This is a genomic window from Micromonospora sp. Mcm103 (genome assembly GCF_024519755.1).
In the GTDB taxonomy this organism is placed as follows: domain Bacteria; phylum Actinomycetota; class Actinomycetes; order Mycobacteriales; family Micromonosporaceae; genus Micromonospora; species Micromonospora aurantiaca.
This window is the reverse complement of sequence record NZ_JALJRJ010000019.1, coordinates 72320-93922: the sequence shown is the minus strand read 5'-3', so window position 1 is coordinate 93922 and position 21603 is coordinate 72320. Positions and strand designations below refer to the sequence as shown.

The following is a 21603-nucleotide window of genomic DNA, read 5'->3' as shown; positions in this document are numbered from 1 at the left end:
GTCAGCGGGTCAGCCGCCGGAGTCGTCCAGCTCGGCGCCGTCGGGCGGAGTGTCGTCGTCGCGGCTGGCCAGCCAGCCGTCGGGCAGGAAGACCTTGCCCGGGGAGTTGGTGCGGCCGCGCGGCTGGCCGAGGTTCTCCACCGGGAACGGTACGGCCGGGTCGAGCTTGCCGAGCAGGTCGTCGAGCTGCGCCAGGCTCTCGATCATGGCGAGCGAGCGGCGCAGTTCGCTGCCGATCGGAAAGCCCTTCAGGTACCAGGCGACGTGCTTGCGGAAGTCGGTGCAGCCGTCCCGCTCGCCCCGGGCCGGGTTGCGCGCGCCCGCCACGAACTGCTCCACCAGCAGCTCGGCGTGCCGCCGCATCGTCACCGCCACCTCGCCGAGGCTCGGTAGCCGCCGCTCGGCGCTCCCGTTGAACGCGGCCTCCAGGTCGGCGAACAGCCACGGCCGGCCCAGGCAACCGCGCCCGATCACCACACCGTCGACGCCGGTGTGCGCGACCATCCGCAGCGCGTCGTCGGCCTCCCAGATGTCGCCGTTGCCGAGCACCGGCACGTCGAGCGCCGACTTGAGCGTGGCGATCGCGTCCCAGTCGGCGGTGCCGGAGTAGCGCTGCGCGGCCGTACGCCCGTGCAGGGCGACCGCCGCGACGCCCGCGTCCTGCGCGGCGAGCCCCGCTTCGACGTACGTCAGGTGGTCGTCGTCGATGCCCTTGCGCATCTTCACGGTGACCGGCACCCCGGCGGGTGACGCGGCGTCCACCGCGGCCTTGACCAGCCGGGCGAACAGCCGGCGACGCCACGGCAGGGCCGAGCCGCCGCCCTTGCGGGTCACCTTGGGCACCGGGCAGCCGAAGTTGAGGTCGATGTGGTCGGCCAGGTCGCGCTCGACCACGATCCGTACGGCGGCGGCGGTGATCTCCGGGTCGGTGCCGTAGAGCTGGAGGCTGCGAGGGTGCTCCTCGGCGCCGAAGGCGATCATGCGCAGCGTCTTCGGGTTCCGCTCGACGAGCGCGCGGGTGGTGATCATCTCGCAGACGTAGATGCCACCGCCCTGCTCACGGCAGAGCCGGCGGAAGCCGACGTTGGTGATCCCGGCCATCGGCGCGAGCACCACCGGCGGCCACACCCGGTGCGGGCCGATGGTCAACGCGGGCAGGGTCGGGGCAGTCACCTGACCAGTGTAGGGAGGCGTTCTCGGGTATCGACGCCTACCGGGCCGCCACCCGCTGCGGCGCGGGCGACGGCGCGGCCCCGGGTTCCCCCGCCGGCATGATCAGCAGCAGCGCGAGGACGCCCAGCCCGCCCGCTACGGCGCCGACGAACTGCACGACGCCGTAGCCGACCCCGGCGGCGAGCAGCGTGAGGAAGACCGCCACGGAGATCGCCCCGGCCACGTGGGTGGTCGACTCGAACACCGCCGAGGCCGTTCCCTGGTCGCCCGGCGGCGCGTCACCGACACACACCCGGGTCAGCCCGACGTAGATCGGACCGGCGCTGAGCCCCCAGGCGACCAGGATGGCCGTGACGAGGATCAGCGGGCCGCCCGCGCTGACCGCCACCAGCGCGAGCGTGACCGCGCACAGGCCCAGGGCGACAGCCACGACCCGCCGCGCGCCGAACCTGCGGATCAGCGCGCCGGCCGGAGCGGCGCTGACCAGCGCGCCGAGCAGCACCGGGGCCAGCACCAGCCCGGCGCCCGCCGGGGACAGACCGTGGATCTCCTGCAGGTAGAGGCTGCCCACGACCACCACCACCGCGTACGCCGCCGAGTGCGCGGCGAAGGCGAGGCAACCGGCGACCAGCGGGCGCGACCGGAGCAGGGACGGCCGGACCAGCGGGTCGGCCACCCGCCGCTCGACGCTCACCAGCAGGAACAGCAGTACCAGGGAGGCGGCGACCGCGCCGAGCCCGACCGGGTCCGGACCCGACTCGGCGATCCGGTTGGCACCGAAGATCAGCGCGAGCAGCATGCCGGTGGCGAGGACCGCCCCGGCGAGGTCCAGCCGCTGCCGGCCGCCCGGTTCGGGCCGGCTCGCCGGCAGCAGCAGCCGGGCCGCCACCATCGCCACCAGTCCGACCGGCACGGTGGCCAGGAAGACCCAGCGCCAGCCCAGGTGCGAGGTGATCAGGCCGCCGACGATCGCCCCGGCCAGGCCGGCCGTGTTCGCGGCGGCGGCGACGACCGCGAACACCCGGCTGCGCCACGGCTCATCGGGGAAGAACGTCGCCGCCGAGGCCAGGGTCGCCGGGATGGCGAGGGCCGCCCCGGCGCCCTGCAGCACCCGGCCGAGCAGCAGCGGGAACAGCGCGGTCGCCAGCCCGGCCAGGGCCGAGCCGACAGTGGCCAGCGCGAGGCTGACGACGATCAGCCGGCGTCGCCCCCACAGGTCGCAGAGCCGGCCCCCGAGCAGCAGCAGGCCGCCGATGCTCAGCGAGTACAGCGTCACGACCCACTGGAGGCGGGCCGGGCCGAGGCGGAACTCGTCACCGATGCGCGGCAGCGCGGTGGCCACCGCCAGGCTGTCGAACAGCACCAGGAACATGGCGCTGGCCAGGACCAGTGCGGTGGGCCACCGATGCGTCACCACCGCGGGCGCCGGGGTGGCGGACGGTCCGCTGGTCGCCTGCCGCATCTCGCCCCCTCCGCTGCCGGTGAGGGATCTGCTACCCCGTGCTCCCGCCGGCTAACGACAACCGGCTCGCGGGATTCAGACACGTCGACCTGTCGTCCCGTGCGGGGAACATGAAGAAGGGCGCCGTCGGCGACGGCGCCCTTCTCCGTGCGACGTCAGCAGCCGGGCAGGCGCTCGATCAGATAGCGCTCGACCTGGTCCAGGGAGACGCGCTCCTGGGCCATCGTGTCCCGGTTCCGGACCGTGACCGCGTTGTCGTCGAGCGTGTCGAAGTCGACAGTGACGCAGAACGGCGTGCCGATCTCGTCCTGCCGGCGGTAGCGGCGGCCGATCGCCTGCGAGTCGTCGAACTCGACCACCCAGCGCTTGCGCAGGTCGGTGGCGAGCTGCTTGGCCTTCGGCGACAGCGCCTCGTTGCGCGACAGCGGCAGCACGGCGACCTTGACCGGGGCCAGACGCGGGTCGAACCGCATGACGGTGCGCTTGTCCACGCCGCCCTTGGTGTTCGGCGCCTCGTCCTCGTCGTACGCCTCCAGCAGGAACGCCAGCACCGCGCGGGTGAGGCCGGCGGCCGGCTCGATCACGTACGGCATCCAGCGCTCGCCCTTGCCCTGGTCGAAGTACGACAGGTCGACGCCGGAGTGCTTGCTGTGCGTGGACAGGTCGAAGTCGGTGCGGTTGGCGATGCCCTCCAGCTCGGCGAACTCGCTGCCGCCGAACCGGAACCGGTACTCGATGTCGACGGTGCGCTTCGAGTAGTGGGAGAGCTTCTCCTTGGGGTGCTCGTAGAAGCGCAGGTTCTCCTCGGACAGGCCGAGGTCGAGGTACCAGTTCCAGCGCTCGGAGAGCCAGTACTCGTGCCACTGCTCGTCGGTGCCGGGCTCGACGAAGAACTCCATCTCCATCTGCTCGAACTCGCGGGTCCGGAAGATGAAGTTGCCGGGGGTGATCTCGTTGCGGAACGACTTGCCGGTCTGCGCGATGCCGAACGGCGGCTTCTTGCGGGCGACCGTCTCGACGTTCTTGTAGTTGACGAAGATGCCCTGGGCGGTCTCCGGGCGCAGGTAGTGCATGCCCTCGTCGCTCTCCACCGGGCCCAGGTAGGTCTTCATCAGGCCGTTGAACATCTTCGGCTCGGTGAAGGTGCCCTTGTTGCCGCAGTTGGGGCAGTTCAGCTCCGTCAGCGAGGTCAGCGGCTTGCCGTGCTTGGCCTCGTACGCCTCTTCCAGGTGGTCGGCCCGGAATCGCTTGTGGCAGGACTGGCACTCGGTGAGCGGGTCGACGAACTCGGCGATGTGGCCGCTGGCCTCCCAGACCTTGCGGGCCAGGATGACCGCCGAGTCGAGGCCGACGACGTCGTCGCGCTGCTGCACCATGGTCCGCCACCACTGCCGGCGGACGTTCTCCTTCAGCTCGACGCCGAGCGGACCGTAGTCCCACGCCGACCGGGTGCCCCCGTAGATCTCGCTGGAGGGAAAGACGAAGCCCCGGCGCTTGGCGAGGCTGGTGACGGCGTCGATACGGTCGGCTGGCATGTTTCCTCCTACGCCGGCTGGCGGTCGGCGCGGTTGAGATGGATAGAACCGGGCTGTTCGGGACAACGGTACGACCGTGTCCGTCCCGAGCCCAGCAGAATACCGGGGGCCGGTCAGCTCACCCCGCAGACCTCCACGCCGCCCGTCTGCTGGTCGGGTGCCAGCGTCACGGTCTGCGCCTCCCGGCGGCCGCCGGCGAGCGTGACGTCCACCGGCACGGTGAGCGTGTTGAGGTCGACCTCGCCGACCCGGTAGCCGGAGATCTGCGGCTCGGTCGCCACTCGCCGCTCGAACTCGCGCCGGGGCTCGCGTCGCCGGATGTCGTCGCAGAGCGTGTCGTACGCCTTGGACCACTCCCGGGCCACGAGCGCCTGGTAGTAGTCGTTCGTGACGGCCCGGCCCTGCTCGCCGATCGCCTGGGCGTTGCTCACGGCCAGGCCGACCACCGCGGCGCCGCCTCCGCCGCAGCAGATCAGCACTGCGAGCGCGCCCGCGCCGAGGCCGAGCCAGAGCCGGGTCCGCCCGCCCTCGGTGGGCGGGGCGGCGAACGGCGGCACGGCGCCGGGTCCCTGCGGCGGCGTGGGCACCCCGGGGTCCGCCGGCGGCGCGGGCGGAACTGACGACGGGGGTGGCGCGGCCGGTCCGGGAGCGGTCATACGCGCCAGGGTAGTGCCCCGGCACTCAGCGGTACGGGCCTGCGGCACGATCGCTGGCGACGACGACGACCTCCCCCTCCGGGGCGGCGCCGGCGAGCGTCTCGTACGCCGACGGCTCGTCCACCGATCGGGCGAGCAGCGGCACGGCGGTGACCTTGACGTCGAATCCGCCGAGCGCCCGCCGGTACGCACCGACCGACTCCCACTCGGTGACCAGGAGCCAGTGGTCCGGGTCGTCGAGCGCCCGCAGCAGTTCACCGCGCAGGTAGCCGGGGCGGGCGGCGAGCGCGGCCAGCGCGGCGTGCGCCGCACGGGTGAACTCGTCCACCGTTTCGGCTTCCACCACGAAGCGGTTGGTGACCAGCACGGGGTTCCTCCTCGTAGAGTTCGTGGCATGCAGCGTACGCAGAGTCCCGTGCTGTCCCGGTTGGCACGGCTCAACCCGACGGCGGTGTTCCTGGCCGCGCTGGCCCTGGTGCTTGTCGGCCTGTTCGCGCCCGGCCCGGCGGGTGGCGTCCTGCTGCTCGTGCTGGCCGGCGGGCTGGTCTGGCTGATGTCGGTCACCTGGCCGGTGCAGGCGCCGGCGACCCGGATGCTCCGGCTGGTGATGTTGACCTTGTTGATCGCGGTGGCGCTGGCGAAGCTCATGGTCGACTGACCGCACGAAGCAGAGCCGAGCTGACCTGCGCTGACATGCAATCATGCGTTTTTGACAATAGTTTTCGTTGTCGCGGACAGTTGAGCCCATGACCGTTCGTGCACCGCGCCGCATCCTGACCGCCGCAACCACCGCCCTGCTCGCCGCCGCCGGCCTGACCGCCTGCGCCGACGGCTCGGGCGGCGCGAGCGAGCCCGGCCGGGTCGACGTGGTGGCCGCGTTCTACCCGCTCCAGTTCCTCGCCGAGCGGATCGGCGGCGACACGGTCGCGGTCAGCAACCTCACCAAGCCGGGCGCCGAGCCGCACGACCTGGAGCTCAACCCGCGGCAGGTCGGCCAGGTGGTCGACGCCGACGTGGTCGTCTACCTCAGCGGCTTCCAGCCGGCGGTGGACGAGGCGGTGGAGCAGAACGGCGGCGACCGCGCGTTCGACGTGGCGGGCGTCACGCCGCTGCGGGACGCCGCCGCCGGTGGGCACGACCACGACCACGAGGGCGAGGCCGGGCACGCCGAGGAGGGCGGCGGCAAGGACCCGCACGTCTGGCTCGACCCGACCCGGCTGGCCACCATCGGCGACAAGCTCGCCGAGCGGCTCGGCAAGGCCGACCCGGACCACGCCGCCGACTACACCGCCCGCGCCGGCGCGCTGCGCGCCGAGCTGACGAAGCTCGACACCGAGTACGCCGACGGCCTGCGCACCTGCCAGCGCCGGGAGATCGTCACCAGCCACACCGCGTTCGGCTACCTGACCGAGCGCTACCAGCTGGAGCAGATCGGCATCAGCGGGCTCACCCCGGAGTCCGAGCCGTCCCCGAAGCGCCTCGCCGAGGTCGCCGAGGAGGCCCGGGAGCACCAGGCCGGCACGATCTTCTTCGAGACGCTTGTCAGCCCGAAGGTCGCCGAGACGATCGCACGTGAGGTCGGGGCGAAGACGGCGGTCCTGGACCCGCTGGAGGGCCCGCCCGCCGACGGCGACTACCTCTCCGCGATGCGCACCAACCTGCAGACCCTGCGAACCGCTCTGGACTGTTCATGACCTCACCCGTGATCGAGATCGCGCACGCCACCGTCGGCTACGACGGCCGCCCGGTGCTGCGTGACGTCTCGCTGACAGTGACCGCTTCAGAGGTGGTCGCCGTGCTCGGTGCCAACGGCTCCGGCAAGTCGACGCTCGTGCGCGCCGCGCTCGGCCTGGTGCCGGTCGGCGCCGGGTCGGTCGCCCTGTTCGGCACGCCGCAGCGCCGCTTCCGGCAGTGGCACCGCATCGGGTACGTGCCGCAGCGGCTCGGCGCGGGCAGCGGAGTGCCCGCCACCGTGCGCGAGGTGGTGGCGTCCGGGCGGCTGGCCCGCCGGGGCGTACTGCGTCCGGCCGGGCGGGCGGACCGGGAGGCGGTGGCGGCGGCGCTGGACGCGGTCGGGCTCGCCGACCGGGCCGGTGACCCGGTGTCCACGCTCTCCGGCGGCCAGCAGCAGCGCACGCTGATCGCCCGCGCGCTGGCCGGCGGGCCGGAGCTGCTGGTGCTCGACGAGCCGACCGCCGGGGTGGACGCGGCCAGCCAGGAGGCGTTCGCCGGGGCGCTGCGCGCGTTCCGCGACGGCGGCGGCACGGTGCTGCTCGTCGCGCACGAGCTGGGCCCGCTGCGCCCGCTGATCAGCCGGGCCGTGGTGGTGCACCAGGGCGGGATCGCCCACGACGGCGCGGTGCCCGAACCGGCCGGCCACCACGCCGACCCGGACCACGAGCACGTGCACCCGCACTGCGACGAGGAGCCCGCCCGGCTCTGGACAGGCATCTGAGATGGATCTCTTCCAGTACGACTTCATGCTCCGCGCCCTGGTCGGCGCGCTGATCATCGGTTTGGCCGCCCCGGCGCTCGGCATCTACCTGGTGCAGCGGCGGCTGGCGTTGATCGGCGACGGGCTCGGGCACGTGGCGCTCACCGGCGTCGGCGCGGGACTGCTGCTCAACCACTCCCCGGTGCTGGTGGCGGTGATCGCCGCGACGCTCGGCGCGGTGGTGATCGAGCTGGTCCGCGCGTACGGGCGCACCTCCGGCGATCTGGCGCTGGCGCTGCTGTTCTACGGCGGCATCGCCGGTGGCGTGATGCTGGTCGGGCTCTCCGACGCCAGCAGCGGGTCGCTCAACGCGTACCTGTTCGGGTCGCTGACCACCACCTCCCGCACCGACCTGATCACCATCGGCGTCCTCGGCGTGGTGCTGCTGGTGACCATGCTGGTGCTGCGTCCGGCGCTGTTCGCGGTGTGCCACGACGAGGAGTACGCCCGGGTGTCCGGCCTGCCGGTGCGGACGCTGAACCTGGTCATCGCGGTCGGTACCGCGGTCACGGTGACCATCGCGATGCGGGCGGTCGGGGTGCTGCTGATCAGCGCGCTGATGGTGGTGCCGGTGGCGACCGCGCAGCAGGTGACCCGGGGCTTCCGCTCCACCATGACGGCGGCCATGGCGCTGGGCCTGTTCGCCGCCGGCACCGGGGTCTGGGTGGCCGCCACCGCCGACACCGCGCCCGGCGCGTCGGTGGTGCTCGTGGCGATCGGCTCGTTCCTGCTGGTCGCGCTCGCGGCGGCCGGTGTGCGGGCGCTGCGGCGCCGGGTGCGGGCCGACCGGGCCACGCCGCCGCCGGAGCCGGTCGAGCACGAGGTGCTGCTGCGGTGAGGCCCTGCCCGCCGGCGCAGCTGGGATTGGTTACCGTTACAGGGTGACCGGCACGAACGGGTACGACGCCTTCGAGGGTGCGGGTGACCTGCTGCGCGCGCTCTCGGCCCCGATCCGGCTCGCGATCGTCAGCGAGCTGGCCGAGGGCGAACGCTGCGTGCACGAGCTGGTCGAGAAGCTCGGCGCGCCGCAGCCGCTCGTCTCCCAGCACCTGCGGGTGCTGCGCGGCGCCGGGGTGGTGCGCGGGTCGCGGCGCGGCCGGGAGATCGCGTACGCGCTGGTCGACGACCACGTCGCGCACATCGTGGCGGACGCGGTCAGTCACGCCGGTGAAGGGTCGCACTGAGCGGGAAATCGGCCAGGTGCCGACGCGCCCGTGCCGTGGGACGCTGTCCGGCGTGAAGATCTACGCCGACCGTTTTCCCATCGCCGTCCGCCAGTTCCTCACCGACCTGCTCGTGGTCGTCTGGGTGTACGCGGCGATCCGCTTCGCGCTGTGGCTGCACGACGTGGTCGAGAAGCTCGCCGTACCCGGGCAGAAGCTGGAGGGGGCCGGTGGTGGGCTCGCCGATAACCTGGCCGAGGCCGGCGGCAAGGTCCGCCGGGTGCCGATCGTCGGCGACGAGCTGACCGCGCCGTTCACCCGCGCCGCCGACGCCGCCCGCGCGGTCGCCGAGGCGGGCCGCGACCAGCAGGAGCTGGTCGGGCAGCTCGCGCTCGGGCTGACCGTCGCGGTGCTGGTGTTCCCGCTCGGCCTGGTGCTGTTCGGCTGGCTGCCGCTGCGCCTGCGCTGGATGCGCCGGGCCGGCGCGGCGAAGGCCCTGGCGGGCGTCCCGGCCGGCCGGGACCTGCTGGCGCTGCGCGCACTGGCGGGTCAGCCGCTGTCGAAGCTGACCCGGATCGCGCCCGACGTCGCCGAGGCGTGGCGGCGCGGCGACGACGCGACAGTCGACGCGCTCGCCGCGCTGGAGCTGCGCGAACTGGGGCTGCGTGGCGGCCGGTAAGGTGTGCCGGTGCTGTACTTCCTGATCGTCGTCGCCGTGCTGCTGCTGGGATACGCGGCCGTGCTGGTGAGTTTCGTCCGCAAGGGCCGCAAGATCCCGCCGTCGGCGTACCTGGTGCTGGCCGGGCTCAACGGCCTGATCCTGGCCGGCATCCTGGCCTGGGCGATCGCGCGCTGACCGCCGCGGCGGCCGTCCGGGCGGACGGCCGCCGGGGTGGTCCGGTCAGCCGGCCGGCGGGATGCGACGGCGGACGTCCTGCTCGGTGGACGGCCCCGGTTCCCAGCGGGCCACCCAGGGCAGGTCGGCGGGCGGGGTGACGACGCCCTCCTCCACCGAGGCGTACCGGCCGGCGACGATCCGCTTGGCGGCGGCCACGTCCACCGAGTCGGTGTTCGACCACAGGCCGGTGAACAGCTCGTCGACGCGCAGCCGCGCCTGACGGCAGAACAGATCGGCCAGCTCGACGTTCTCCGGGTGCGCGTCCCGCTCGGCGTAGGCCCGGACGCAGACCGCGCTCATCGCGAACAGCTCCGCGCCGATGTCCACCACCCGGCCGAGGAACGCCTGTTTGCGCTCCATCTTCCCCTGCCACCGGGACATCGCGTAGAACGTCGACCGGGCCAGCTTGCGGGAGGTCCGCTCGACGTGGCGCAGGTGCCCGGCCAACGGCCCGAACTCCTGGTACGCCCCGGGCGTCTGCCCCTTGCCGACGGCGAGCGTGGGCAGCCACTTCGCGTAGAAGGCGCCGGCCCGCGCGCCCGCCTTCGCCTTGCGTCCCAGCCCGGCGTCGGGGTCGATGATGTCGCCCGCGACGGACAGGTGCGCGTCGACCGCCTCGCGGGCGATCAGCAGGTGCATGATCTCGGTGGAGCCCTCGAAGATCCGGTTGATCCGCAGGTCGCGCAGGAGCTGCTCGACGGCGGCCGGCCGTTCCCCGCGAGCGGCGAGCGAGTCGGCCGTCTCGTAGCCGCGGCCACCGCGGATCTGGATCAGCTCGTCGGCGATCCGCCAGGCCATCTCGCTGGCGTAGAGCTTGACCAGCGCCGCCTCGATCCGGATGTCGTTGCGGTCGTCGTCGGCGAGCATGCAGGACAGGTCGAGCATCGACTCCATGCCGTACGTGGTGGCGGCGATGAAGGAGAGCTTCTTCGCCACCGCCTCGTGCTCGCCCACCGGGCGGCCCCACTGGACCCGGTCCGCCGCCCACTCGCGGGCCACGTTGAGCGCCCACTTGCCGGCGCCGACGCACATGGCCGGCAGCGAGAGCCGGCCGGTGTTCAACGTGGTCAAAGCGATCTTGAGGCCCTTGCCCTCACCGCCGATCACGTTCTCCTTCGGCACGAACACGTCGTGGAACCGGGTGAGGCTGTTCTCCAGGCCGCGCAGTCCGACGAAGGAGTTGCGCCGCTCCACGGTGATGCCGTCGCTGTCGCCCTCCACCACGAACGCGGTGATGCCGCCGCGCCGCCCCTCACCGGCCGGCACCCGGGCCATCACCACCAGCAGCGTGGCGAGCGTGCCGTTGGTGGCCCAGAGCTTCACGCCGTTGAGCCGGTAGCCGGTGCCGTCCGCGGTCGGCTCGGCGGTGGTGGCGAGCCGGGCCGGGTCGGAGCCGACGTCCGGCTCGGTGAGCAGGAACGCGGAGACCTCACCGGCGGCGAGCCGGGGCAGGAACCGGTCCTTCTGCTCGGGCGTGCCGAACATCTTCAGCGGCTGCGGCACGCCGATCGACTGGTGCGCGGAGAGCAGCGCGCTGACCGCCGGGTTCACCGAGCCGACGAGCATCAGCGCCCGGCAGTAGTGCAGGTTGCTCAGCCCCAGCCCGCCGTACTTCCGGTCGATCTTCATGCCGAACGTGCCGAGCCCGGCCAGGCCGTGGAACACCTCGTCGGGGATGCGCGCGTCCCGCTCGATCGCCTCGCCGTCCACCTCGGACGTCAGGTACGCGCGCAGCGCGCCGAGGAACTCGTCCGCGCGGGCCGCCTCGGCCGGGTCGGGGCGGGGCCACGGGTCGATCAGGTCGAGCCGGAACCGGCCGAGGAACAGTTCCTTGCCGAAGCTGGGCCGGTCCCAGGCCGACTCGCGGGCCGCCTCGGCGACCTGGCGGGCCTCCTTCTCGGAGACCTGGCCCGCCTCGGTGGGCAGCGGCCCCGCGCCGTCCGGTGACTCGGGCCGGCTGTTCTGTGTCGTGGTCACGGCTGCCTCCTCGCGGTCCGGCTGCGTCGACGCGTGCGACGAAAACGACGCTACCCCCGGGTGTTACCCAGGGGTAGCGCTGCGTGCACGTCCGATTTGGCGGACCGTCAGTCGGTCAGCGACTGAGGGCTGTCGTCCTCGTCGTCGATGTCGTCCTCACCCCAGTTGCGCCGGCTGAACGGCAGGATCGCCCAGAAGATCAGGAACCACACGCCGGTGAGCGCGCTGAGCAGGAACGCGATCGGCCGGTCCAGCACGAAGTCGGTGACCAGCAGGACCGAGCTGACCATCGCGATCAGCATGAAGAACAGGCCACCGGTGGCCATCCGGTGGGCGAACCGGACCAGCTCCGGCTTACGCCCCTGCCGGAACAGCGCCCGGTGGAACGCGACCGGAGAGATGATCATCGCGGCGGACGCGGCGGCGGTCAGCAGCGCCAGGATGTAGACGTCGCGCTGGAACTCCGTGGTCCGGCCGAACCCGTTGCTGAACGGCAGCGTCAGCAGGAAGGCGAAGAGGATCTGCACACCGGTCTGCGCGACCCGCAGCTCCTGCAACAGGTCGGCGAAGTTGCGCTGCCAGCGCTGCTTCTCGGATTCCTTCGACACTCGCGGACCTCCCCGGGAGACGGCACGGCCGGCGGGTGAACGCCCACCGGCAGGAGCGCCAGTGCCCCGTACGGCTGATCACGAAACCGGTTCAGGAACCGCGGCGGATCCGGCCCGCGTACCGTGCCTCCAGCTCGGCGTTGTGCTCGTCGCCGCCGGTGATGTTCGCGGACAGGTAGACCGGCGGGCGCTGCCCCGCCGCGACCAGCCGGGCCACCACCTCGGCGACGATCTGCTGGGCGAGCAACGCCGCGGTGATCGAGGAGACCGCGCCGACGCTGCCGCCACCCGGTAGCGGCAGCGTCGCGTCGCCGTAGGGGGCGCCGTTGTCCAGCACCACGTCGGCGAAGTCGGCCAGCTTGCGGCCGGACGGGTGCCGCGACGTCATCCGGGCCGAGTGCTGTGCCGACGTGATCGCCACCAGCCCGTGCCCGCGTTCCTTCACGATGGACGCGAACTCGACCATCGCCCCGTTCACGCCCGAGTTCGAGGCCAGCACGAACACGTCCTGCGGACGGATCGGCGCCAGCTCGTAGAGGCGGTGCGCGACCGCCGGGTCGCGTTCCAGCTTCGGTCCGAGCACGTCGGCCGGGTCGCCGCCGATCAGCACCAGGTCACGCAGCGCGATCCGGTTGGTGGGCACCAGCCCGCCGGCCCGCCCGGCGATCTCCATGGCCAGCGCCTCGGAGTGCCCGGTGCCGAACGCGTGCACCACCCCGTCGGCCTGCAGCGCCGCCGCGATCAGGTCGGCTGCGTCGGCGACGTTCTGCCGCTGCTCGGCGGCGACCCGGCCGATCGTCTCGGTCACCACCGCCAGGTACGCCTCGGCGCTCACCGTCATGCCTCCTCCGTTCCTGCGCACCGGGCGAGGATCGCCTCGGCCAGCGGGCCGGGCGCCTCGTCCGGGATCCAGTGGCTGACGCCGGACAGCTCCACGAACCGGTAGTCACCGGTGACGTGCGCGGCGCACGCCTGCGCCGCGGTCCGGCCGATCGCCACGTCCTTGTCGCTCCAGACGAACGTGGTGGGCACCCCGACCGGGGCGACCGCCTTCATGTCCGCACCGGTCATCGCGCGGTACCAGTTCAGCGCCGCCGTCAACGCGCCCGGCTCACGCATCGGCTCGGCGTACCGGGCGACAGTGCCGGCGTCGCCCACGCCGCTGAGCAGCTTGCGCAGTGTGGCGCCGTTCCACGCCAGCAGCACCTTCTCCGCCGTACCGGGCTTGCGGAACAAGGCGATGTACGCGGACTTGACCTTCTGCCGCGGGTCGGTGGCGAGCGCATGGCCCATCGCGGCCGGGTGCGGCACCGACACCGCGGTCAGCGTCCGCACCCGCGCCGGGTGCGCCGCCGCCAGGCCCCACGCCACGATCGCGCCCCAGTCGTGGCCCACCACGTGCACGCGGGTCACCCCGAGCGCGTCCAGCACGGCGGCCGCGTCGGCCACCAGCTCCGGAATCCGGTACGCCCCGACGTCCGCCGGACGCGCGCCGGGCGAGTAGCCGCGCTGGTCGAGCGCGTACGTGCGCAGCCCGGCGGCGTGCAGCGCGGGCGTGACCGCGTCCCACTCCCCGGAGTGCTGCGGGAAGCCGTGCAGCAGCAGGACCGGGTCACCGCCCTCGGGGCCGCCGGCGCGTACCTCGAACGTCAGTCCCCGCGCATCCACCAGCATGATCGCCACCATACCGACACTCGCCCTGCTGGGCCCCGGGCCGTGGTCGGTGCTAGCGTCTGCGACGAGACAACTTCACATCCGACAGGGGAGCGCACAGCGCTGAGAGTGCGGGCCGGTGCCCGCAGACCCTCGAACCTGATCTGGGTAATGCCAGCGCAGGGAGTTCGGTCGACCTCCAGCCGCGTCGCCGTCCGGTGACAACCGGACGCGGCGTGCGTCTTCTCCTGGTTCACCTCGACGAACTGGGAGCCAACCGTGAACCACACCGACAGCAACCGCTGGCGTACCATCGACATCGTCGTCGCCTCGGTCATCGCCGTCGCCTTCGGCGTCGTGTTCTGGGCCTGGGGCCTGCTCTGGAGCGCCACCGACGCGGCGTTCGCGTTCTTCCCGCCGGCACAGGCCGTGCTCTACGGCGTGTGGCTGATCCCGGCGGTGCTCGCCGGTCTGATCATCCGCAAGCCGGGTGCCGCGCTGTACTGCGAGACGGTGGCCGCGATCATCTCCGCCCTGCTGGGGAGCCAGTGGGCGAGCATCGTGATCCTCCAGGGCCTGATGCAGGGCATCGGCGCCGAGCTGGCCTTCGCCGCGTTCCGGTACCGCTCGTTCCGACTGCCGGTGGCGGTGCTGGCCGGTGCGCTGACCGGCCTCGGCGCGGCGATCTTCGACTTCGTCTACTGGAACAAGGCGTTCGACTTCGCCTCCTACCGCCTCCCGTATGCGCTGATCACGATCGTCAGCGCCACGATCGTCGCCGGTCTGGGCGCGCACGTCCTCACCCGCGCGCTGGCGAACACCGGCGTCCTGGACCGCTTCCCCGCCGGCCGCGACCGCGCCCTGGTCTGAGGCTCGCCTCGCCCCGCCCCGGTGATCAAGGAGTTTGCGTCCGCCGGGCACGGTTCTCCGGACGCGAACTCCTTGATCACGCAGGCTGGGCCGGGAGAGGGGGTGGTGGGCGGTGAGCGGGGTGGTGCTCCGGGGGTTCGGGTGGCGGCACGGGGGACGGAAACGCTGGGCTCTGCGCGGGGTGGATCTGCGCGTGGAGAGCGGCGAGCGGGTGCTGCTGCTCGGACCCTCCGGCGCCGGTAAGAGCACGCTGCTGGCCGCACTGGCCGGGCTGCTGCCGGAGGACTCCGGCGAGCAGGAGGGCACCGTCGAGATCGACGGGCTGGACCCGCGCAAGGCCCGCGAGCGCGTCGGCATCGTCTTCCAGGACCCGGAGACCCAGCTCGTCATGGCCCGCTCCGGCGACGACGTGGCGTTCGGGCTGGAGAACCGTGGCGTACCCGCCGGGGAGATCTGGTCCCGCGTCGACGAGGCGCTGCACCGGGTCGGCTTCCCGTACGACAGGGACCGCCCCACCGCGGCGCTCAGCGGCGGCGAGCAGCAGCGGCTCGCGCTGGCCGGCACGCTCGCGCTGCGCCCCGGGCTGCTGCTGCTCGACGAGCCCACCGCCAACCTCGACCCGGCCGGCGCCGGCCTGATCCGCCGGGCCGTCGCGAACGCGCTCGACCCGGACACCACGATGGTCCTGGTCGAGCACCGGGTCACCGAGGCGCTGCCGCTGGTCGACCGCGTCGTGGTGCTGGAACCCGGCGGCGGCGTGCGCGCCGACGGGCCGCCCGACGCGGTCTTCGCCGCGCACGGCGAGGCGCTTGCGGCCGCCGGGGTCTGGGTACCCGGCCACGTCGCGCCGCCCCGGCACGCCACCACGCCGCCCGGCGACGTGCTGCTCACCGCGGAGCGGCTCGGCCTGCCGCCGCGGCTCAACCCCACCGACCTTCGGGTACGCGCCGGCGAAGCGCTCGCCGTCCTCGGTCCCAACGGGGCCGGGAAGTCCACACTGGCGCTGCTCCTGGGCGGCCTGCTGAAGCCCGGCACGGGCGCCGTCACCGCGTCGGCGGAACTCGCCGGGCGGGACGCGCGTACTCCCCCGCACCGCTGGCGGGCACCCGCGCTGGTCCGCCGGATCGGTTCGGTGTTCCAGGACCCGGAGCACCAGTTCGTCACCGCCACGGTGCGCGACGAGCTGGCGCTCGGCCCGCGCCGCACCGGTCGGCCTGAGTCGGCGGTCACCGCCACCGTGGACGGGTTGCTGCACCGGTTGCGGCTGGACCGGCTGGCCGGCGCCAACCCGTACACCCTCTCGGGTGGGGAGGCGCGGCGGCTGAGCGTGGCGACCGCGCTGGCCACGGCGCCCCGCCTGCTGATCTGCGACGAACCCACGTTCGGCCAGGACCGGCGGACCTGGCTGGAGCTGGTCGACCTGCTCGCCGAGCTGCGCGACGCCGGGCACGGCCTGGTCACGGTGACCCACGACGAGGACTTCGTGGCCGCGCTGGCCGACCGGACGCTCACCCTGCGCCGCTCCCCCGACGGGGTGGTCACGTGATCGGCCTCGAACCGGTCGCCGCGCCCGGCGCCCCGCTGGCCCGGCGCAACCCGGTGGCGAAGCTGGCCGCCGCTGTGGTCTTCACGCTGATCCTGGTGGCGACGCTCGACCCGGTGGCCCCGGCCATCGCCATCGCCGTCGAACTCGCGGTGCTGCCGCTGTTCGGTGTCCGCTACCGGGTGCTGGCCCGCCGGGCCTGGCCGCTGCTCGCCGGCGCCGTCGGCATCCTGATCACGCTGGTGCTCTTCGCGGCCGACCGTTCCGGCCGGGTCCTGCTCGAAGCCGGCCCGGTGCTGGTCACCGAGGGCGTGCTGATGACCGCGCTCGGACTGGTGCTGCGGATGCTCGCCGTGGCGCTGCCCGGCATCGTCGTGTTCGCCACCACCGACCCGACCGACCTGGCCGACGCGCTGATCCAGAACGCCAAGGCACCCGCCCGGTTCGCCATCGGGGCGCTCGCCGCGTTCCGGATGGTGCCGCTGCTGGAACAGGAGTGGCGGATGATCAGCATGGCCCGCCGGGCCCGCGGCGTGGACGCCGGCCGCAACCCGGTGGCGAAGCTGCGGCTGTTCGCGTCCACCGCGTTCACCCTGCTGGTGGGCGCGATCCGGCGGGGTACCCGGCTGGCGGTGGCGATGGACGCGCGGGGCTTCGACGCGGGCACCCCACGCACCGTTGCCCGCCCGCAGCGCTTCACCCGCGCCGACGCCCTGCTCGTGGCGGGCGCCGCGCTGCTGGCAGGCGGCGCCCTGGCCACAAGCATCGCCCTGGGCACCTTCCGCCCCTTGATCGGCTGACCCGCCCCTCCCCTCCCTCCCTCACCCCCGCCCCCGCCCCCGCCCCCGCCCCCGCCCCCGCCCCGTTGATCATGAAGTTGACGGCACCGGTTGCCCGTTTTGTCGCCGCCAACTTCATGATCAACCAGAGCCGGGCGAGATCTTGGTACGGAAGGGCCCCTATGGGGGCCGGAATCCTCCAAGATCTTCGGGGAGGCTCGGGCGGGGCTGTCGGTCAGCTGCGGCGGAAGGCGTAGAACCGGGTCTGGCCGGCGCGCTGGCTCCGCCCGGTGAACCGGGCCTGCCGCCCTGCCGGTGGGCCCGATCTGGGCGGCGTCGCGGATGCGCCCGGCAGGACCGGGGTCTCCGGAGACTCCGAGGGCGACACCGTCGGCGCAGCCAGGACTGGCGACACCGCATCCGGAGACACGGCGGGCGCCGCCGGCTCGGTGGGAAGCACCACCGGGGACACGGTGGACGCCAACGGCTCGGTGGGGAGCACCACCGCGGGTGGCGTCACCGTGAGCGCGTCGAGGTTCGGCGTGGTCACCTGCGGCGACGACTGCTTGCGGGACTTCTTCGGATTGCGCTTCGCGGGCATTCGCGGGCCTCCTGTCGTGCGGGCGCGCCGACCGGGACGCGCCGAGCGAGGGCTCCGGTGCGTTCCGATCACGACAGACACCGCGACCGACGGTGGCGGGGAAGGAATGCGGACGCCCGGAGCAGGACGGGTCCACGGCACTGGCGGCGGTGGACCGGGCTCGGAGGTGGGGCGTCACTTACGCATGCGGCAACGCTATCCCGCCGTCCGGAGGTCCGCACCCGATTTACGGGAGAGAACGCGGACGCGCCCGCGCGAGACGCACGGCCACCCGCCGATCACGCCCTGTCGACGTCCCCGCCCGCTCCCCCGGCGACCGCGATACGGTCGCAGCACGGCAGCACGAACGAGAGGTGGCGGTACGCATGGCAGAGCAGGCGACGGCGCAGATCGGGGTCACCGGTCTGGCGGTGATGGGCCGCAACCTGGCCCGGAACCTGGCCCGTAACGGCTTCGCCGTGGCGGTGCACAACCGGTCGCCGGAACGTACCCGCAGCCTCGTGGCCGAGCACGGCGACGAGGGCACGTTCGTGCCGTCGGAGTCGCTCGCGGACTTCGTCGGCTCGCTGGAGCGGCCCCGCGCGGTGATCGTGATGGTGAAGGCCGGTGCGCCCACCGACGCGGTGATCGACGAGCTGGTCCCGCTGCTGGAGGAGGGGGACATCGTCGTCGACTGCGGCAACGCGCACTTCGCCGACACCCGCCGCCGGGAGGAAGCGCTGCGCGAGCACGGGCTGCACTTCGTCGGCACCGGCGTGTCCGGCGGCGAGGAGGGCGCGCTGCTCGGCCCGAGCATCATGCCGGGTGGTTCGGCCGAGTCGTACCGCAAGCTGGGGCCGATCTTCGAGAAGATCGCCGCGCAGGTGGACGGTGAGCCCTGCTGCCGGCACATCGGGCCGGACGGCGCGGGCCACTTCGTGAAGATGGTGCACAACGGCATCGAGTACGCCGACATGCAGCTCATCGCCGAGGCGTACGACCTGTTGCGGGCCGGTCTGTCGGCGAGCCCGGCGGAGATCGCGGAGATCTTCCGGGAGTGGAACGGCGGCGAGCTGGGGTCGTTCCTCATCGAGATCACCGCCGACGTGCTCGGCCACACCGACGCGGCCACCGGCCAGCCGTTCGTGGACATCGTGCTCGACCAGGCCGAGCAGAAGGGCACCGGCCGCTGGACCGTGCAGAGCGCGCTGGACCTCGGCATCCCGATCACCGGCATCGCCGAGGCCACGTTCGCCCGGTCGCTGTCCGGCCACGCCGACCAGCGCGAGGCCGCCCGCCGGGTGTTCGCCGACGCGGGCGACAAGTGGCAGGTGGACGACCGGGACGCGTTCGTCGAGGACGTGCGCCGCGCGCTGCTGGCCAGCAAGATCGTCGCGTACGCGCAGGGCTTCGACCACATCCGGGCCGGCAGCCGGGAGTACGACTGGGACATCGACCTGGGCGGTACGGCCACCATCTGGCGGGGCGGCTGCATCATCCGGGCCGGTTTCCTGGACCGGATCCGGGAGGCCTACGACGCGGAGCCGGACCTGTCGACGCTGCTCGTCGCGCCGTGGTTCGCCGAGCGGGTCAGCGCCGGCGTACCGGCCTGGCGACGGGTGGTGGCCGACGCGGCCCGGGCGGGCGTCCCGGCCCCGGCCTTCGGGTCGTCGCTGGCCTACTTCGACGCGCTGCGGGCGCAGCGACTGCCGGCCGCGCTGATCCAGGGCCTGCGGGACGACTTCGGCGCGCACACGTACCACCGGGTGGACCGGGCCGGCTCGTTCCACACGCTGTGGGCGGGCGACCGCTCCGAAGTGGAGGCGTGAGCCGCACCGGCAGCACGGCCGGACGGGTCACCAGGCCCGCTGACCGTCCGGGTCGGGTGCCCAGCCGGCGGCCGGTTCGCCCGCCGCCAGCTCGCCGATCTCACCGGAGCGGACGGCGGGGGTGTGCCCGAGGTCGGCGCACCACCGCTGGGCGACGTCGGCGCACAGTGCGGCGACGGCGTCCCGGCGGGCCGGCTCCACCAGGTCGGCGGCGGCCAGGGCAGCAGTCATCTCGTACCGGAGATCGCGCATCCTCCACCCCCGTGGCGGGCGCGCACCCGGCGGCGCGCCCTGCGCCGATCGTAGAGCGGAACGCCCCGCGCCCGGCGGGAAAGCCGGATGCGGGGCGTCGCGGTCGGGCCGGATGTCGGCCGCGGCCACCAGGGCCGGACGTCGCGGTCAGAAGAACCGGCGACGCTTGGCCTTCTGCGGCCGGACCAGGTCGGCGCCCTTGGTCAGCAGACGGCTCACCCCGGACGGGCCGCGACGGGCCTCCAGGGTGTGGCTGAGCCGGCGCGCGCCGGCCGCCGCCAGCGGCACGGCGACCGCCATGAACGCCCACTGCGCGATCCGCTTCTGAATCATGTGGTTCACCTCCGCGTTTGCTGTCTACCGGTATCGGTACCCAGCGCGGCACGTCGGTAAGCGTGACGTCAGGCGCCCGGGGCGACCGGGTTGGGCAGGGCGCCGCCGAAGCGGCGGTCGCGCTGGGCGTACAGCTCGCAGGCGTACCAGAGGTGACGGCGGTCGAAGTCGGGCCAGAGCGTGTCCAGGTAGACCAGTTCGGCGTACGCGGTCTGCCAGAGCAGGAAGTTGGAGATGCGCTGCTCGCCGGAAGGGCGCAGGAACAGGTCGACCTCGGGCACCTCGGGGTGGTAGAGGTACCGCGCGATCGTCTTCTCGTTCACCTTGGCCGGGTCGAGCCTGCCGGCCGCGACGTCGCGGGCGATCCCGGCGGCGGCGTCGGCGATCTCGGCCTGGCCGCCGTAGTTGACGCAGAACTGCAGCGTCAGCGTCGAGTTGCCGCGCGACATCTCCTCAGCGGTCTGCAGCTCGGAGATGACGCTCTTCCACAGCCGGCCCGCGCGGCCCGACCAGACCACCCGTACGCCCAGGTCGACGAGCTGGTCGCGGCGGCGGCGGATGACGTCGCGGTTGAAGCCCATCAGGAAGCGGACCTCGTCGGGCGAGCGCCGCCAGTTCTCGGTGGAGAACGCGTACGCCGACAGGTAGGGGATCCCCATCTCGATCGCGCCCTCGACCGCGTCGAACAGGCTGTGCTCGCCCTGCTCGTGCCCCTTGGTGCGGGGCAGCCCGCGCTCCTTGGCCCAGCGGCCGTTGCCGTCCATCACGATGGCGACGTGCCGGGGCACCGCGGCGGGCGGCAGCGCCGGCGGACGGGCGCCGGAGGGGTGCGGGGTCGGCGGCACCGGCTCGCGGCGGGTCGCCCTCGTCGATCGGATCACTCGGTCATCTCCCTGTTCACACCGGCGACGGGCCCGGCGCCGGAGCGCGGCGGGACCACATCCGGCCCCGCGACGCCGGGCGGCGGGACCGCGCCGGCCGCCGGGGCACCCCGGTCGACCAGCGGCAGCGAGCGTAGCGCGCGCTCCAGATGCCACTGGAGGTGCGCCGCGACCAGCCCGCTGCACTCCCGGCGTACGCCGGTCTCGGCGGCGTCCGCGTACCCCCAGTCGCCGGAGGTCAGCGCGGACATCAGCTCCAGCGTGGCGGGCGCGGGGTGGGCGGCGCCGGGGGGCCGGCAGTCCGGGCAGACGGCGCCGCCGGCCGGTACGGAGAACGCGCGGTGCCGGCCCGGCTCGCCGCAGACGGCGCAGGCGGCGAGCGCCGGCGCCCAGCCGGCGAACGCCATGCCGCGCAGCAGGTACGCGTCGAGCACCAGCGTGGTGGCGTGCTCGCCGCGGGCGAGCGACTTCATCGCGCCGAGGGTGAGCTGGAACAGCCGCAGCGACGGTTCGCGCTCGACCGGGGTGAGCCGCTCGGCGGTCTCGGCGATCGCGCTGGCCGCGGTGTAGCGGGGGTAGTCGCCGAGGAACCGCTTGCCGTACAGCTCGATCGCCTCGACCTGGCTGACGGTGTGCAGCGAGCTGCCCTGGTTGCCCTTGGGGTCGCCGGCGAGCTGGAGGTCGACGTGCCCGAACGGTTCCAGCCGTGCGCCGAACCGGCTCGTGGTGCGCCGCACGCCCCGGGCCACCGCGCGCAACCGGCCGTGCCGGCGGGTGAACAGCGTGATGATGCGGTCGGACTCGCCCAGCTTCTGCACACGCAGCACCACCGCGTCGTCGCGGTAGAGCTGTCGGCGGTACCCGGCCATCAGGCCATTCTCCCTCCGGGTGCGATCTCAGGGTCGGCTCGGGGTGCA

At 73.4% G+C, this 21603-nt stretch carries 25 protein-coding genes and 1 riboswitch; of the genes, 11 read left to right on the top strand and 14 right to left on the bottom strand.

What is annotated here, in order from left to right:
* Positions 1–9: 9 nt before the first annotated feature.
* The 5 genes from dusB to OC439_RS22580 form a co-directional block, all read right to left on the bottom strand.
* Positions 10–1173, bottom strand: a complete 1164-nt coding sequence (gene dusB / locus OC439_RS22600) for a tRNA dihydrouridine synthase DusB (RefSeq protein ID WP_262015172.1) — start codon at positions 1171–1173, stop codon at positions 10–12.
* Positions 1174–1210: 37 nt separating this feature from the next.
* Positions 1211–2635 carry an MFS transporter gene (locus OC439_RS22595; RefSeq protein ID WP_262015171.1) on the bottom strand — a complete coding sequence of 475 codons (1425 nt, stop codon included), beginning with the start codon at positions 2633–2635 and terminating at the stop codon, positions 1211–1213.
* A 155-nt stretch (positions 2636–2790) separates the two neighbouring features.
* Entirely contained in the window at positions 2791–4170 is a 1380-nt protein-coding gene (locus OC439_RS22590; protein WP_013475540.1) for a glycine--tRNA ligase, read from the bottom strand.
* Between the two features lie 113 nt (positions 4171–4283).
* On the bottom strand, positions 4284–4757 hold the full coding sequence (locus tag OC439_RS22585) for a hypothetical protein (protein ID WP_262015212.1): 474 nt from the start codon (positions 4755–4757) through the stop codon (positions 4284–4286).
* Between the two features lie 94 nt (positions 4758–4851).
* Positions 4852–5193 carry an antibiotic biosynthesis monooxygenase family protein gene (locus OC439_RS22580; RefSeq protein ID WP_262015170.1) on the bottom strand — a complete coding sequence of 114 codons (342 nt, stop codon included), beginning with the start codon at positions 5191–5193 and terminating at the stop codon, positions 4852–4854.
* A 27-nt stretch (positions 5194–5220) separates the two neighbouring features.
* On the opposite strand from OC439_RS22580, the gene OC439_RS22575 reads away from it, so the two are divergent.
* From OC439_RS22575 to OC439_RS22545, 7 genes are all read left to right on the top strand, one after another.
* Complete coding sequence (locus OC439_RS22575; protein WP_262015169.1) at positions 5221–5484, top strand: DUF6703 family protein; 264 nt, start codon at positions 5221–5223, stop codon at positions 5482–5484.
* An 88-nt stretch (positions 5485–5572) separates the two neighbouring features.
* Positions 5573–6520, top strand: a complete 948-nt coding sequence (locus OC439_RS22570; RefSeq protein WP_262015168.1) for a metal ABC transporter substrate-binding protein — start codon at positions 5573–5575, stop codon at positions 6518–6520.
* On the top strand, positions 6517–7281 hold the full coding sequence (locus OC439_RS22565; protein ID WP_262015167.1) for a metal ABC transporter ATP-binding protein: 765 nt from the start codon (positions 6517–6519) through the stop codon (positions 7279–7281). The genes OC439_RS22570 and OC439_RS22565 overlap by 4 nt, the downstream gene beginning before the upstream one ends.
* Position 7282: 1 nt before the next feature.
* Positions 7283–8158: a metal ABC transporter permease gene (locus tag OC439_RS22560; RefSeq protein WP_262015166.1), complete on the top strand. Its 876-nt coding sequence runs from the start codon at positions 7283–7285 to the stop codon at positions 8156–8158.
* A 43-nt stretch (positions 8159–8201) separates the two neighbouring features.
* Positions 8202–8504: an ArsR/SmtB family transcription factor gene (locus OC439_RS22555; protein ID WP_013287947.1), complete on the top strand. Its 303-nt coding sequence runs from the start codon at positions 8202–8204 to the stop codon at positions 8502–8504.
* Positions 8505–8556: 52 nt separating this feature from the next.
* Complete coding sequence (locus OC439_RS22550) at positions 8557–9162, top strand: hypothetical protein (RefSeq protein ID WP_262015165.1); 606 nt, start codon at positions 8557–8559, stop codon at positions 9160–9162.
* Between the two features lie 9 nt (positions 9163–9171).
* Positions 9172–9339 (top strand): hypothetical protein, encoded by a 168-nt coding sequence (locus OC439_RS22545; RefSeq protein WP_262015164.1) that lies wholly within the window; start codon positions 9172–9174, stop codon positions 9337–9339.
* A 45-nt stretch (positions 9340–9384) separates the two neighbouring features.
* Here the strand turns inward: OC439_RS22545 and OC439_RS22540 are convergent, their stop codons facing one another.
* From OC439_RS22540 to OC439_RS22525, 4 genes are all read right to left on the bottom strand, one after another.
* The gene (locus tag OC439_RS22540) at positions 9385–11358 is read right to left on the bottom strand and encodes an acyl-CoA dehydrogenase family protein (RefSeq protein WP_262015163.1); all 1974 of its coding nucleotides are present in this window, start codon (positions 11356–11358) and stop codon (positions 9385–9387) included.
* Between the two features lie 107 nt (positions 11359–11465).
* Positions 11466–11966: a DUF6328 family protein gene (locus tag OC439_RS22535; protein ID WP_194802334.1), complete on the bottom strand. Its 501-nt coding sequence runs from the start codon at positions 11964–11966 to the stop codon at positions 11466–11468.
* A gap of 91 nt (positions 11967–12057) precedes the next feature.
* Positions 12058–12807 (bottom strand): SIS domain-containing protein, encoded by a 750-nt coding sequence (locus OC439_RS22530; RefSeq protein ID WP_262015162.1) that lies wholly within the window; start codon positions 12805–12807, stop codon positions 12058–12060.
* Positions 12804–13640, bottom strand: a complete 837-nt coding sequence (locus tag OC439_RS22525) for an alpha/beta fold hydrolase (protein WP_262015161.1) — start codon at positions 13638–13640, stop codon at positions 12804–12806. The genes OC439_RS22530 and OC439_RS22525 overlap by 4 nt, the downstream gene beginning before the upstream one ends.
* Positions 13641–13716: 76 nt before the next feature.
* A riboswitch (TPP riboswitch) is annotated at positions 13717–13823 on the top strand.
* 75 nt (positions 13824–13898) lie between these two features.
* Between OC439_RS22525 and OC439_RS22520 the strand changes: the two genes are divergently transcribed.
* The 3 genes from OC439_RS22520 to OC439_RS22510 all read left to right on the top strand — a co-directional run bounded on the left by OC439_RS22520 (position 13899) and on the right by OC439_RS22510 (position 16832).
* Entirely contained in the window at positions 13899–14489 is a 591-nt protein-coding gene (locus OC439_RS22520; RefSeq protein WP_262015160.1) for an ECF transporter S component, read from the top strand.
* Positions 14490–14601: 112 nt separating this feature from the next.
* Positions 14602–16035 (top strand): ABC transporter ATP-binding protein, encoded by a 1434-nt coding sequence (locus tag OC439_RS22515; protein WP_262015159.1) that lies wholly within the window; start codon positions 14602–14604, stop codon positions 16033–16035.
* The gene (locus OC439_RS22510; protein WP_262015158.1) at positions 16032–16832 is read left to right on the top strand and encodes an energy-coupling factor transporter transmembrane component T family protein; all 801 of its coding nucleotides are present in this window, start codon (positions 16032–16034) and stop codon (positions 16830–16832) included. The genes OC439_RS22515 and OC439_RS22510 overlap by 4 nt, the downstream gene beginning before the upstream one ends.
* A gap of 214 nt (positions 16833–17046) precedes the next feature.
* Here OC439_RS22510 and OC439_RS22505 read toward each other — a convergent pair whose 3' ends face one another.
* Positions 17047–17412, bottom strand: a complete 366-nt coding sequence (locus tag OC439_RS22505) for a hypothetical protein (RefSeq protein WP_262015157.1) — start codon at positions 17410–17412, stop codon at positions 17047–17049.
* Between the two features lie 365 nt (positions 17413–17777).
* Here OC439_RS22505 and gndA point away from each other — a divergent pair, with 365 nt between their 5' ends.
* Positions 17778–19220: an NADP-dependent phosphogluconate dehydrogenase gene (gene gndA / locus OC439_RS22500; protein ID WP_262015156.1), complete on the top strand. Its 1443-nt coding sequence runs from the start codon at positions 17778–17780 to the stop codon at positions 19218–19220.
* A 27-nt stretch (positions 19221–19247) separates the two neighbouring features.
* Here the strand turns inward: gndA and OC439_RS22495 are convergent, their stop codons facing one another.
* The 4 genes from OC439_RS22495 to recO all read right to left on the bottom strand — a co-directional run bounded on the left by OC439_RS22495 (position 19248) and on the right by recO (position 21555).
* Positions 19248–19472, bottom strand: a complete 225-nt coding sequence (locus tag OC439_RS22495; protein WP_128138750.1) for a thioredoxin reductase — start codon at positions 19470–19472, stop codon at positions 19248–19250.
* 147 nt (positions 19473–19619) lie between these two features.
* Positions 19620–19805 carry a hypothetical protein gene (locus OC439_RS22490; RefSeq protein WP_194802342.1) on the bottom strand — a complete coding sequence of 62 codons (186 nt, stop codon included), beginning with the start codon at positions 19803–19805 and terminating at the stop codon, positions 19620–19622.
* A gap of 68 nt (positions 19806–19873) precedes the next feature.
* The gene (locus OC439_RS22485; protein WP_199733322.1) at positions 19874–20650 is read right to left on the bottom strand and encodes an isoprenyl transferase; all 777 of its coding nucleotides are present in this window, start codon (positions 20648–20650) and stop codon (positions 19874–19876) included.
* Between the two features lie 32 nt (positions 20651–20682).
* Complete coding sequence (recO, locus tag OC439_RS22480) at positions 20683–21555, bottom strand: DNA repair protein RecO (RefSeq protein WP_194802343.1); 873 nt, start codon at positions 21553–21555, stop codon at positions 20683–20685.
* Between the last annotated feature and the right edge of the window lie 48 nt (positions 21556–21603).

Bases quoted from the DNA above. Each gene is read 5' to 3' on its own strand.
- OC439_RS22595 (WP_262015171.1), bottom strand. From the start codon at position 2,635: ATGCGGCAGGCGACCAGCGGACCGTCCGCCACCCCGGCGCCCGCGGTG.
- OC439_RS22590 (WP_013475540.1), bottom strand. From the start codon at position 4,170: ATGCCAGCCGACCGTATCGACGCCGTCACCAGCCTCGCCAAGCGCCGG.
- OC439_RS22575 (WP_262015169.1), top strand. From the start codon at position 5,221: ATGCAGCGTACGCAGAGTCCCGTGCTGTCCCGGTTGGCACGGCTCAAC.
- OC439_RS22570 (WP_262015168.1), top strand. From the start codon at position 5,573: ATGACCGTTCGTGCACCGCGCCGCATCCTGACCGCCGCAACCACCGCC.
- OC439_RS22565 (WP_262015167.1), top strand. From the start codon at position 6,517: ATGACCTCACCCGTGATCGAGATCGCGCACGCCACCGTCGGCTACGAC.
- OC439_RS22560 (WP_262015166.1), top strand. From the start codon at position 7,283: ATGGATCTCTTCCAGTACGACTTCATGCTCCGCGCCCTGGTCGGCGCG.
- OC439_RS22530 (WP_262015162.1), bottom strand. From the start codon at position 12,807: ATGACGGTGAGCGCCGAGGCGTACCTGGCGGTGGTGACCGAGACGATC.
- OC439_RS22525 (WP_262015161.1), bottom strand. From the start codon at position 13,640: ATGCTGGTGGATGCGCGGGGACTGACGTTCGAGGTACGCGCCGGCGGC.
- OC439_RS22505 (WP_262015157.1), bottom strand. From the start codon at position 17,412: ATGCCCGCGAAGCGCAATCCGAAGAAGTCCCGCAAGCAGTCGTCGCCG.
- gndA (WP_262015156.1), top strand. From the start codon at position 17,778: ATGGCAGAGCAGGCGACGGCGCAGATCGGGGTCACCGGTCTGGCGGTG.
- OC439_RS22495 (WP_128138750.1), bottom strand. From the start codon at position 19,472: ATGCGCGATCTCCGGTACGAGATGACTGCTGCCCTGGCCGCCGCCGAC.
- OC439_RS22490 (WP_194802342.1), bottom strand. From the start codon at position 19,805: ATGATTCAGAAGCGGATCGCGCAGTGGGCGTTCATGGCGGTCGCCGTG.
- recO (WP_194802343.1), bottom strand. From the start codon at position 21,555: ATGGCCGGGTACCGCCGACAGCTCTACCGCGACGACGCGGTGGTGCTG.